This window comes from Robertmurraya phoenicis (assembly GCF_047302285.1).
Lineage (GTDB): Bacteria > Bacillota > Bacilli > Bacillales > Cytobacillaceae > Robertmurraya.
The window spans coordinates 745,167-757,576 of the sequence record NZ_CP154845.1; the positions used below are offsets into that span (position 1 = coordinate 745,167).

The 12,410-nt window shown below is 35.5% G+C and carries 9 protein-coding genes; 4 read left to right on the forward strand and 5 right to left on the reverse strand.

Annotated elements, in window-relative coordinates; all coding sequences use genetic code 11:
• Window positions 1–17 precede the first annotated feature (17 nt).
• From AA0X71_RS03450 to AA0X71_RS03460, 3 genes are all read right to left on the reverse strand, one after another.
• The gene (locus AA0X71_RS03450) at window positions 18–155 is read right to left on the reverse strand and encodes a hypothetical protein (RefSeq protein WP_413359254.1); all 138 of its coding nucleotides are present in this window, start codon (window positions 153–155) and stop codon (window positions 18–20) included.
• Window positions 156–455: 300 nt separating this feature from the next.
• Window positions 456–1,199, reverse strand: a complete 744-nt coding sequence (locus AA0X71_RS03455) for a LytR/AlgR family response regulator transcription factor (protein ID WP_413359257.1) — start codon at window positions 1,197–1,199, stop codon at window positions 456–458.
• A gap of 105 nt (window positions 1,200–1,304) precedes the next feature.
• Window positions 1,305–2,891: an ATP-binding protein gene (locus AA0X71_RS03460; RefSeq protein WP_413359260.1), complete on the reverse strand. Its 1,587-nt coding sequence runs from the start codon at window positions 2,889–2,891 to the stop codon at window positions 1,305–1,307.
• A gap of 311 nt (window positions 2,892–3,202) precedes the next feature.
• Between AA0X71_RS03460 and AA0X71_RS03465 the strand changes: the two genes are divergently transcribed.
• Window positions 3,203–5,392, forward strand: coding sequence for an EAL domain-containing protein (locus AA0X71_RS03465; RefSeq protein ID WP_413359263.1), 2,190 nt, complete (start codon window positions 3,203–3,205; stop codon window positions 5,390–5,392).
• Between the two features lie 796 nt (window positions 5,393–6,188).
• On the opposite strand, the gene AA0X71_RS03470 is transcribed toward AA0X71_RS03465, so the two are convergent.
• Entirely contained in the window at window positions 6,189–7,154 is a 966-nt protein-coding gene (locus tag AA0X71_RS03470; protein WP_413359266.1) for a nuclease-related domain-containing protein, read from the reverse strand.
• A 51-nt stretch (window positions 7,155–7,205) separates the two neighbouring features.
• Entirely contained in the window at window positions 7,206–9,221 is a 2,016-nt protein-coding gene (locus tag AA0X71_RS03475) for a molybdopterin-dependent oxidoreductase (protein WP_413359268.1), read from the reverse strand.
• Between the two features lie 150 nt (window positions 9,222–9,371).
• On the opposite strand from AA0X71_RS03475, the gene AA0X71_RS03480 reads away from it, so the two are divergent.
• From AA0X71_RS03480 to AA0X71_RS03490, 3 genes are all read left to right on the forward strand, one after another.
• Window positions 9,372–9,935 carry a 4Fe-4S dicluster domain-containing protein gene (locus AA0X71_RS03480; RefSeq protein ID WP_413359270.1) on the forward strand — a complete coding sequence of 188 codons (564 nt, stop codon included), beginning with the start codon at window positions 9,372–9,374 and terminating at the stop codon, window positions 9,933–9,935.
• Window positions 9,932–11,437 carry a PucR family transcriptional regulator gene (locus tag AA0X71_RS03485; protein WP_413359272.1) on the forward strand — a complete coding sequence of 502 codons (1,506 nt, stop codon included), beginning with the start codon at window positions 9,932–9,934 and terminating at the stop codon, window positions 11,435–11,437. Before AA0X71_RS03480 ends, AA0X71_RS03485 begins: the two co-directional genes overlap by 4 nt.
• A gap of 291 nt (window positions 11,438–11,728) precedes the next feature.
• Complete coding sequence (locus tag AA0X71_RS03490) at window positions 11,729–12,406, forward strand: molecular chaperone (protein WP_413359274.1); 678 nt, start codon at window positions 11,729–11,731, stop codon at window positions 12,404–12,406.
• The last annotated feature ends 4 nt before the right edge of the window (window positions 12,407–12,410 follow it).

The window sequence follows — 12,410 nt, forward strand, 5'->3', positions numbered from 1 at the left end:
GTAGGATGTCATAATATTTAATTGGTTATTGTCATCGTTTTTCTTTTAAATTCTTTTGCAACGATAGATTTTATTTGTTGAATTTCATCTAGTGTTAATTTTCTTCTTAGCTTTTCTTCATACATTAAAACTAGTTCGATATATCTTTCAACCATTTTTGTATTTACCTCCTAAATTTTTTCAAACAATACAGTATATTCTATAAATATTGAAAAATATCCTACATGAAAATGAAAATTTTAATAAATTTTTTGAGCTGTTACATAGAATGCCAATCTAGACACTTGATTCTCTTAGTTACTGTATAGACTTTTCCATGAGGGAAGAAATAGACGTTTCTATATAAAGAAACGTTCAGAGTGTCGACTGAATAAAAAACTGTGTGAGTAAGGAACCTTACGAATACCTTACTTACACAGTTCATTAAAGCCCCTTGGTTTCACTTGTCCTTCGCTTTATCTAAGTAGTCGAGAAATTTTTTCTTTTACATCATTTATTTTTAGTTTCGAGATAATTGCTTGATTGCTATAGTTCGCAAAATGAACGATATAGCTTTCATTCCGCGGCATAATATGAGAAATCTTTTTCAAATTAATGATATAGGACCTGTGAGAATGAAAAAAAGTATCGTCTAGACGTTCCAATAGCTTACTAATGGTTTCATTCGTTTCGTATATTTCTTCCTTCGTGTATACCAAACATTTCTTTTCTATTTTTTCTATAAAGTAAATATCCTTTAGTGGGATATAACGCGTACCTTTCTGGTCTTTTAATGTTAAGTTTAGTATTGTATCTGCTGGTCGCATCGGATTGTCTTTTTCTCGTTCATAGCGAAGTAAATCCCTTGCTTTATCTAATGCTTGATATAACCGTTCTTTTTCAATGGGTTTGACTAGATAATCAACTGCTGAAAGTCGAAATGCTTCGAGTGCGTATTCATCATAGCCCGTAAAAAAAATAAATTTTAAGTCATGATTAAACGATAGACACTCTTTTATGGCATCTATCCCGTTTTTCTTTGGCATATTAATATCGGTGAGTACTAGATCAGGCTTTTTTAGTATGATCTGCTCAACAAGTTCTTCCCCATCAATGCAAACTCCAATAATCTCGAAATCAGGGAGATTACGTATGAAATATTCGATAATTTCGATGGAGTCATGATTATCATCCACAAGTAATATTTTATATGGAAACATTCTATTAACACCTTTCAACATCATAAACAACTCCAGAACACTCTTAAATCATGTGCAAAAATAAAAAAACGCACATTTCCTAATAAGTCTACATAATCTTCTCCATTAGTGGCTTATGGGTAACGTAAACCAAAAATTACTCCCGTGGCCTGGTTTACTCTCTACGCCACTCTCCCCACCCATTTCATGAATATATTGCTTAACCAATGCTAATCCTATCCCTGTACCTTCTATATTCATATTCCTGTCAAAAATTCTGTAAAAGGGAGTAAAAATCTTCTCTTGTTCCTCTGGAGGAATACCAATCCCATTATCTGCAACTACAATTTTAAGATAATTATTCTCGATATATGAAGTGAGAACTATTTTTCCATTATTATCCGTGTACTTTACAGCATTGGATAGCAGGTTGAGCATCACTTGTGTTAACCTTGTAGTTTCAGCCATAACTTTTAATTTACCATTGATACAAACTCGATTGCAGATTTTTATATTTTTAGTCTCTGCTATCGGTTGAACCATCTTAACGATTTCTTTAATGAGAGATTTTAGCGTTGTTGCTTCAAATTTGGTAGCGGTTATCTCTGTATTGATTTTTCCAATGTTTAACAAATCATTAATTAATGTTAATAAGTGTCGTCCAGATTTTAATATTTTTTGTACCTTATCTTTTTGTTTAAGGGTTAGGGGTTCTTTTGTATCAGCCTCAAGTATTTGTGCAAAGCCCAAAATGGAATTCATCGGTGTCCTAAATTCATGGCTCATCATTGATAAGAATTCTGTTTTCCCTTGGTTTGCCCGTTCAGCTTCTTCTTTTTTCCTCTTAAGCTCTGAGATCAACGAGATTTTTTCTAGGGTAATGGCAACTTGATTGCAAATTGTAAAAATCAGATCAAGTTCTTCCTCGGTAAATTTAGAACGTTTACTAGAACCAAACGATAGCGTACCTATTAATTTTCCAGCAGATAGCAACGGATGACACGCATATGCCTTAATATCAAAGCCTTTAACAAGTTGAACTAGAGGATCCTCCGATTGGTCAATATGTTCAGCCACAATTCGCTCCCGCTTTTGGGCCACACAACCGCAAACAGCTTCCCCAAACTCAAGCCACTCAATTTCCTTTGCAACTGATTCAGGAATACCTTGGTAGTTCATTAATCTAAGTTTACCTCTCGATTGATCGTATCCATAGTTAAAATAAACATCGAGATCTAAATAAGCAGAGAGCTCTTGAAAGAGTGAGTCTAAAATCTCCTTTGGTTCTGTTTTATATAATAAATGGTTTGCTGCTTCACTTAACAATACCAATTGCTTATGCTTCGTCTCAATGGTTTCTTCCACTTGCATCCTAGTTGAAATATCCCTTATCAAGACGGTAATTCCATCAGAGGAAGAATAGATATAAGCTTCAAGCCATTGTTTAGAGTCATTTTTCAAATGTATTTCAGTACGAGTATCTTTTTGAATAGAGAGGGAATGAGCAATCTGCTTTTGAAGTGTATACAATAAATCGCCTTGAAATATTTCATCTATGTGCTTTCCTAGATAACTATCATTTGTAAGATGGAAGAAATTTATAGCCTTTTTATTCATATAGGTCAGTTGAAGAGTGTTATTAAAGGAGAATATCCCATCAGATATTCGTTCAAATGCAGAATTTATATGCGGAGGAATTTGTATAGGGTTCATCTTATCACCTCTTAATTTTTTTATTAAAGAGCATCAATTCTTGAAATGTTTTATAGAAAACCATCGTACTTCATGGTAATACAAACTACTGCATTTTTTAACATGAAAATGTTAGAAATTATGTCGATCCTTGTTTTTGATAATATTTAGACAACCGTTACAGTTATAGTTAAAAAGGACTATTCTCCTACATATATATTCTACATTATAAACCTGATTTTCTCCATTTCACGATAGTTGTCTTGTAGAGATCCTGAAAAACTACTAAGATAAATCTACTAAATTAATTGACTTTTTAAGGAGAAAAAACTATGAAACTCTATTTTTTGACGATATTCAATTCCGAGATCATAGTCCTTATTGCGCTTTGTTTTATCCTTCTTTTTAAACTTGGAAAAATTTTATATAAGAAAAATCCGTTCACAGATAAACGGTTTAATAAATTTGCTTACCATTCCTTATTGCAACATAATCCTGATGCGGTACTAATTTTGGACGGGGATGCAAAAATTAAGGGGGGAAACGAGGCTGTTCAACATGTGTTTGGATACCATTACGACGAACTAAAAGAACAGACTTTTATAAATCTTGTGGAGAAAAAAAACCATCTTAGTTTCTTTTCTCAACTTGATGATGCCCTAATTGGTATTTCAAAAGAAAGTACGGTCCATGGGTATCACAAAAACGGAAAGCTCCTACGACTTAGCTTGAAATGTGTTCCCCTTGTAAACAAAAAAAATTCATTTGGTGTATTTGTCATTGTCCAAAACTTGACAGAAAATGAATCTTTAAAAGTGACATTACATGACACGAATGAGCGTCTAACTTCATTTCTGAATAATACGGCAGATGCGATTAATATTACGAATACCAATAGCGAAGTGCTCTACGTTAATCCATCCTTTGAGAAAATGTATGGTTGGTCGCAGGAAGAAATTAAAGGGAAACCTTTACCCCTTATTCCAGAACATTTATCGGAAGAGGAAGAAACCTATAGAAAGAGTCTCATAGCAGGACAAAGTATCACCAACTGGGAAGATAAGATGTTACGAAAAGATGGCACTCTCATTGACGTAAATATCTCGATTTCACCACTCAAAGATGAAAATGGGGCAGTTAAAGGATTTGCTGCGATCACAAGGGATATCTCTGAAAAGAAACAATACGAGGAAAAGTTAGAGCAGTTAGCTTATTACGATCCTTTAACAGGGGTAGCAAATCGCAGACTATTCAAAAGACGGTTAGAAACAACCATCTCCGATGCAAAAGAAGGAAACAAAAAGTTTGCCTTGCTTTTTCTAGACTGCGATCGCTTTAAATGGGTAAATGACACGATGGGTCATGATGTTGGAGATGAGCTCTTACAAAACTTTGCCAAGAGAATCCAAAATGTACTGCGTACAACAGATTCTCTTTGCAGACTTGGAGGCGATGAATTTGCCATCATCTTACCAGAAATTCATTCAAAAGAAGAAGTTACACGGGTAGTAGAACGTATTATTGAGTCCTTACAAACACCTTGGTCTATTCAGGATCATCATTTCATAACAACATGCTCGATTGGAATTAGCATGTTTCCTATACATGGTGAAGATAATCCAACCTTATTATCTCACGCTGACCAAGCCCTCTACCAGGCTAAAGAAAATGGACGAAACTCATATAAATTTTTCACCCTGGAGCTTGAAAGTGAAATTAATCGAATGATGTTATTGGAGAATGATATAAAGCATGCCATTAAAGCCGGACATTTCTACCTTGTCTATCAACCACAAGTAAATCTTTATACAGAGAAGACGGAGTGCTTAGAAGTATTATTGCGCTATCAGCACCCGGCCTTAGGAAATATTCCCCCAGATGAGTTTATTCCAATTTGTGAAAAAACGGGGTTGATAGATGATATAACAGTATGGATCATTAAACAAGTGGGACTGCAGTATAAAAAGTGGATGGATAATGGCTATAATTCAATTAAATTTGCCATAAACATTTCTCCAGTCTCACTGCAAAATGCCCAATACACTGACAAATTAATCATGGCCATTTATAACTCCAGGATACCTCCCCACCTTTTAGAATTAGAGGTAACGGAGCTTGCATTTCTAGAAAACTTAGAAGAGACTCAATTACGGCTAAATGAAATAAAGACTTTAGGAGTAAATATATCACTAGATGACTTCTGTTCAGGATACTCTTCCATGATTTACTTTAAACATCTACCAATTGATAAAATAAAGTTAGACAAGACATTTATTCAAGGGGTTCACAGTAAAGATGGGAAGAAGGACCAAGCAATCCTCAAAGCTATTTTTTCATTAGCAAAAGAATTGGATCTGAATATTATATGTGAAGGGGTGGAAACAAAAGAGCAAGCATTATATTTACTGAAAAATAATCTCATATTTGTTCAAGGTAATTATTTTAGTAAACCAGTATCCTCTATGGAACTCGAAAATGCAGGGTTTCTAGAAGATAAAGATGTACGAATGTCACTTTCTTAAAAAGAAATTAGAATGATTCGATAAGAGAGGTAGCATTACTCAAAAAGTGACTACATATGCTCTCCTTAAGACCAAACAGATTTATATTTACTAATCTGTCTATCTTAGAGGGAGGATATTTTTTTAGTTTGTTTAATTTTCGTAGTCCTTTAGAATCGAGTACTTCAGTTGCATACAACGGGTCGACTTCAGCTATCTTATCTAACAGACTATGACCATGAATAACTTTATTCAGGGCTTGTCGGTTCTGAGGAGTTGTTTTCACAATCGTGGAAGGGTTGCTGATGACGACGAAATACTTACCACTTGGAAAACAAAGGGAATGAAAGAGGAAAAATTGTTTATCTGATAATAATCGAGATAATATTTAACCGCTTTTCCCCTCTATACCATTTTAAGAAACAGGCATAATCTCCTAGCATATCAGGATATCGTGGATCGGATTAGTGAAGGCGCCGAAGCAGGCATTCTAGAGACAAGAGTTTACCGGGCTTTGATAATACTTTCACATGCAAGAGCAACACTCCTTTCATCTAGTAAATTCGAGAAATGTCCACCTACTCGTTTCTTATTCATTTTTTGCATTATGACGTTAAATGACAAATTTTGCTAAAATGTAAAAAGTTAAAAAGAATTCAAACTCCTTATAGGTTATAATTACTATTAGTCCTTAGACCGATATATGGGTCGTTTTGACCGATATAATTGATTTAAGACCGATATATTCCGATTTAGACCGATAAAATCAAATAAAGACCGATATATTTCATTTAAGACCGATATCCATAAAATGAGGCTAACGTTTTTTCGGATCATAGTAGATTCTACCTTTATTTGACCCTGAAAAAGGTAAATTCATTGCCTGCAGCATCTTTTTTGCACTTGTATCGGACTCCAAATGAACAAATTCCCGAAATTGTTTGTTTGTAATCGTTTTGCCAATTAAATGAAAGTAATCATGCACTGCTGAAACATGCCCATTTTTGTCCTTCATGCCACATTCGCAGCAAAACCACGTTCTGTTTTGACGAATCATCGGAATTCGACCACATTCTGGACACCGAACCCCGGTCAAAATCTCATTCGTCCTCAACCCATACTTCCTTAACGCATCGAATTCTTCCTCCACATGACTCTTCATCAGTTGTTTGCATAATTTTCGAATACCTCTAGAATCGAATATTTCATTTTGGTACAACTGGTCTACTTCAGCAATTTTATCTAACAAACTATGTCCATGAATAACCTTTTTTAAAGCTTGTCTATTCTTTGGAGTTGTTTTCACAATAGTGGAAGGATTGCTGATGACGACGAAATAGTCAATAGGGAGGAAGATATCATGAGAGTGCAGTAGGTTCCTCAGTTGCTGCTGATGCCATTTTGCTTGAGAAATGGGATCCTGAAAGCCCTCTTCTTTTTCGTTGGCTGTGCGAATCATTTGATTGAAGGAATCGTCGAAGAAAAGCGTACCGAAGAAGTTTTTGCATTCGAGGATTAACGCGTAACGGGTAGTGAGAATCAGGTAATCCACTTGAAAATGGTATTTCCCACTTGGAAGACGAAGAGAATGAAAGAGGAAAAACTTTTTATCTGATAAAAAATCAAGGTAATACTTAACTGCTTTCTCACCACGATACCCCTTTAAGAAACGGGCATAAACTGCCTGGATATCAGGATGTTTAGGGTGGGATTCGTGAAGACGCGACAGTAAGCACTCAAGAGCGACCACTTTAATGGGAATCATCAAATTTTTTATATGCAAGGGCAAAACTCCTTTCTTCTAAACTAATTCGAGAAATGCCCATCTATTCCTTCATAATTTACTAATATTCACAAATGTATCATAGTAGGCGATTCCTTTTGCACCAGATACGTTCTCTCCCATATCCGTTTCTAAGACAGGAATTAAGCGGTTGACAATAATTTGTGAGCGTTGGTACCAGCCTTGATAAATCAAAAGTATATCTTCGGGGACCTGTGCACTATAGACCGCTATAATTTCAATCGTATCCTGTAAATTATAAACTTGAACGATTTCTCCATTATAAATATCAAGCATTTCCGCCACTTTTGGATGAATGCCAACAAAAGCTTCTCCATCATCGCTTAAATCAATCGAAAATGATTGTGAGTTAATGGTATATGGATGGTGAGGAGTAAGCAGCCAAAAAGGGTGTTCTTTTGTCGGAGACTTCCCAGCAATGAATTTCGGAATGGCAGGAAACCCATTTTCTTTTGCCCCTTTTGAATAAAAATGGTACTTTCCTGTTTTTGTTGAAAAATTTTTATCCTCCCAAGCTATTTTTCCAGTAGGCTTGCTTAAAGAATCTGTTCGTAAATCTGAGCATGAACGAACACCATGATGCTCCCAAATTTCCTCATTAAATTGCCTATTTAAATAAGCCTCTTCAGAAGAATAAATGGGAAAAGAGCATAGTCCCTCACTATAATTTTTTAACCGAATCGCAAGTTCATTCATAATATTCCATTCACTCCGACTTTCATAATATGGAGGAAGGGCTTTCTCATTAAAGGCTATTTTGTCATGCCAAAAATTCGTGACAATATCATTTTCCTCAAAGTGGGTGGTAGTAGGTAATATGAGATTGGACATTGCCGCTGTGGGTGTCATAAATTGCTCAACGGTCACAACAAATGGGATCTCCATAAGGTGCTCTTGTATTAAACGAGGATTAGGGTCCTGTGTTAAAGGGTTTCTACAGCTAATCCACATAAACTCAAGAGCTGGTTGACCTTGAGTAATCCACGTATTCATATTGATTTCCCGATTTGAAGTTTCCTGTTGGTTCGTAAACTCCATTGTATCTCCACGGCCAAAAAAGATACCTCCAGCATATGTTCCAATATCACCATGGGCAGCTGCTAATGCCTGGATGGAGCGGATATTTTGTCCTCCGTTACGATGGCGTTGTAATCCAATTCCGATAATATGAGCAACCGTTTCAGCTTCAAGTATCCAAGCTAACAATAATTCAAGGGAACTTTTTGCAATTCCACAAATTTGCAAGTATTCTTGGACATCAATTTGATTAATCCATTCATAAAAATGATCAAATCCAAAAGAATGTTGAGCAATAAACTCTTTATTTAAAGCATCAGATTCGTACAAACATTTAAGCAAAACGTTTGAGAGAGCGCCATCAGTGCTAGGACAAAGCTGGATATACATATCAGCAAGTTCTGCCGTTTTCGTAAAAAGTGGATCAATGACGACGATCTTTGCTCCCTTATCTTTAGCTTCCAATATAAACGGAATAAGGTGTATGTTGGTGACAGCAGGATTTGAGCCCCAGAGGATAATCATTTTTGCATCTTTAAGCTGTGACGGATCAGACATTTTAGCGCTGCCCATGTCATATTGGATTGCTTCAATACCTGCAGATGCACAAGGGGATCCGACAATTCTCGTTGTCTCACCGATACTGGAAAAAAACTGTTCTGCAACAAAATGTTGTACGCCTAAGTTACCAGTATATTTATAAAGGCCAATAGGGAGAAAATTTCCATAACGTTCATATATGCTCAATATTTCACATAAAATTAGTTCAAAAGCTTTTTCCCAGGTGATTTGTTTAAATTTCCCTGAACCTTTGACTTCTTGATAATAGGGGAACTTTAGGCGACTAGGATGATGATTTCTTTCTCCATATGCATACCCTTTTGCGCAGAGCTTTCCCTTTGTATATGAATGACTAGTGTCTCCGGAAATATGAATAAGTTGATTATTCTCGATTTCTGAAATCATCGTGCAGGAGCTATAGCAATTTCGTGGACAAACATTTTTAAAATGATGTGTTGTCATACTCATGTAAAATTCCCCCTATTGGCAATAAAGTTCATAGGATTGTCAGTCCGCTTCCCTCTTTTCCTTTAATTGTAATATAAACTATTAAGTAATGAATGATATATAGATCCCTATCATTGTAGAAAAATTGACACAATAAGGAAGTGTCTTGAAATGACAGAACAATTTTTGTTTTACATTGATGTTAATAGATGTATCAACTGCAAAGCATGTGAAATGGCGTGTAATGAATACTATGGACTGACAGACATTCATCGTAGAAAAGTAGTAACCATTGACACGGAAAAGGCCAGCAATTCTGTTTATGTATCGCTTTCATGCGGTCATTGTAGTAATCCCCTTTGCATCTATGTTTGTCCAGAAAATAATTTCTACAAGCGACACGATGGAATTGTTGTTCATAATTCTACCCATTGTAAATCCTGTAATCGCTGTATTACGACTTGTCCTTTTCAAGCCCCAAAATTAAATCCGAAAACGAACAGAGCAGATAAGTGTAATTTCTGTGTGGAACGTATCGATGAAGGTTTGAAGCCAATTTGTGTGGAGGCTTGTGTAACTGGTGCACTTAATATGATTAAAACGAGTACAGACACAGTTAATGCCTCCTTCCTTATTCAATCGGATTTTCCACTTGCTAGCTATACGAAGCCCTCAATTTATATTAAAGAAAAACAAAATGGAATCGTTTTTTTACGAGAAGGGTGTCAGTTATGAAAGGTTCTATTCAACATATATTGCTCACAACGCCTATGCATCACCTCTCTTTTTTTACGTCGCTACCTAGAGAGGAACTCCGCTATGAAAAGATATTGGAGTATATTCCTGTGCAATGGCTCCAAGCCCCAACCCTTTTAATGTTAAAAGACATGGAAGAATGGGACAAAATAAATAAGAGAAATATTAGAGAACGGCTTCTTCAAGATGCTCATTTAGTAGGGATTGTGTTATGTAGCCGTGAAAAAATAATCATTCAAGAAGAAACGATCCAACTTTTCGAAGAATGTCAATTACCGGTTATCCAAGTGTTTGAGGACAATGTATCTCCATTAACAGGGTTTCACACCCCTTACAGTCAATTGAGTTTGGATTTGAAAGGATACGAGGAAAAGGGGTTTATTCACTTAGCTACAGAGCTCTCAAAAGGATTGAATACCCCGCTGCTATATTTGAATGAAAAGAACCAGATCACTTGGCAAACGGGCCGAAAGGAAGTGCTACAGGAGGCAAACCGCTGGCTTAATACTCGGCGTACTAAAGTAAATGATGGGGATATATTTACTCCCTATTATATTCATTTATCCGAATCTTCAAGACAAATGCTTATAGCTTCAAGTGAATTAACTATGTGGCAAAGGCAGATGATCGATCGATTAGCAGGGTTGACCGCTCTCTACATTCAAAAGGAAAGCAGATATATAGAGCTACAAGAAAAAATGAAGGAACATTTTATTTATGACATTTTATATCATAAATTCGAATCGAAAAAGGAAATGATTAAACAAGGTAAAGTATGGGGCTGGAATTTAGAAAGACCTCATGATTTGCTCGTAATCAATATAACTTTTTCAGATCCCAATCTTTCAGAAACGGATTGTCTTGATGAGATCGTGAACGACCTACATACGTTCGATAATCAATTTATTCCATTCCAATTTCAAGAACAACTTATTATATTAGTAGAAGATCAAGAGCGGCTTCCCATAAATGAAAAAAAAACGGCTATTGTTAAAAAAGTAGAGCTTTTACATAAAGAGCTTTCAAGGAAGTGGTCCCAATTTCAGTTTACGATTGGAATAGGGAAATGGTATGAGGATACGATTCATTTAAATAAGAGTTATCAAGAAGCAAAATTAGCCCTGAAATTTGGTCAACGGTGGTTTGAAGACAAATTTATTTTTCATATTCGAGATTTAGGGATTCTTCATTTACTCATTCATCTGCATCATGAACTTCTTTTTGACTTCAGTCAGGAGTACTTATCAGAGTTAATTGATGCTGATGTGAGTAATGGAACTGAGTATATAAAAACACTACAAGTGTATATTCAACATGAGGGGAAAATAACGGAAGCATCTGATGCATTATTTATTCATCCGAACACGTTAAGAAATCGAATCAAAAAGATCGAAGAAATTACCGGTACCCATTTACAAGATCCAGAAGAATACATGAATCTTACGATAGCTACGAGAATTTTATCATTCTTAAATTTGTAATAACCTTGCTGAAAGATGAGCAAGGTTTTTTTGTGCTTCTATTGAGAATGGTTAATTCTTAAGATTAGAAATTAAGTTAGAAAGAGTGTAAACATTCAAAGTTTATTCACCTATCTAGGGGCAACACTGTTATCGCTTCACAAAGTGGAGAATACAAATCTGTACATGTCTACACTCCTAAAAGGATATTCCTTTCGATAGAATGAGAGTGTAGCTACAAGATGGTACAAAATCACCTAATTTTTTACACATTTATGTGAAAATAATCACAATATTGGAGGTATAAGATCAATGATTGTGCAAGAGCAGCACACGTTAGTAAATAACTATTTTCATTTAAGGTCAAGTGCTTACGATTTACTGAGACGATTTTTCCTCGAAGAACCTAATAGACAACTATTAAGGTCATTACAAGGAGGATATATTGGTTCCTTTCCATTCAAACAAGAAAACGCTTTAATACAGGATGGAGTAACTGATATTTCTATCTTTCTTGCCCAGCACGATATGGATGATGTCTTTGATTCATTGCATTGGGATTACACAAAAATGTTTATCGGTCCTTATGAATTACCAGCACCCCTTTGGGAATCGGCTTATTTAAACGAAGAGAGACTGTTATTTCAAAAAGAAACGTTGATGGTACGCCAAGCTTATTTAAAATACTGTTTTCTCCCAGCTCAATTCGGGAAAGAAGCAGATGACCACTTAGGTTATGAACTCGATTTTCTCTATCAATTAAATGAATTAACGATGAAAAAGATAGAAGAGGAAGAGTTTCCAACAGAAATGATTATCGATCAAATTCGATTTATTGAAGAACACCTATTGAAATGGGTACCCATTTTAAGAGAGAAGATTGTTCAACACGCTCAATTTGATTTTTACAAAGGAATGGTCAAAATCCTTCAAGGGTTTTTGGAAATAGATAAGGTCTGTCTGGAGGAACTTGTAACCATTAAGAACTAGAGAG

What these genes read in the sequence shown, in the direction of transcription:
- AA0X71_RS03480 (WP_413359270.1), top strand. Translation starts at nt 9,372, where the DNA reads ATGACAGAACAATTTTTGTTTTACATTGATGTTAATAGATGTATCAAC.
- AA0X71_RS03450 (WP_413359254.1), bottom strand. Translation starts at nt 155, where the DNA reads ATGGTTGAAAGATATATCGAACTAGTTTTAATGTATGAAGAAAAGCTA.
- AA0X71_RS03465 (WP_413359263.1), top strand. Translation starts at nt 3,203, where the DNA reads ATGAAACTCTATTTTTTGACGATATTCAATTCCGAGATCATAGTCCTT.
- AA0X71_RS03485 (WP_413359272.1), top strand. Translation starts at nt 9,932, where the DNA reads ATGAAAGGTTCTATTCAACATATATTGCTCACAACGCCTATGCATCAC.
- AA0X71_RS03475 (WP_413359268.1), bottom strand. Translation starts at nt 9,221, where the DNA reads ATGAGTATGACAACACATCATTTTAAAAATGTTTGTCCACGAAATTGC.
- AA0X71_RS03460 (WP_413359260.1), bottom strand. Translation starts at nt 2,891, where the DNA reads ATGAACCCTATACAAATTCCTCCGCATATAAATTCTGCATTTGAACGA.
- AA0X71_RS03455 (WP_413359257.1), bottom strand. Translation starts at nt 1,199, where the DNA reads ATGTTTCCATATAAAATATTACTTGTGGATGATAATCATGACTCCATC.
- AA0X71_RS03490 (WP_413359274.1), top strand. Translation starts at nt 11,729, where the DNA reads ATGATTGTGCAAGAGCAGCACACGTTAGTAAATAACTATTTTCATTTA.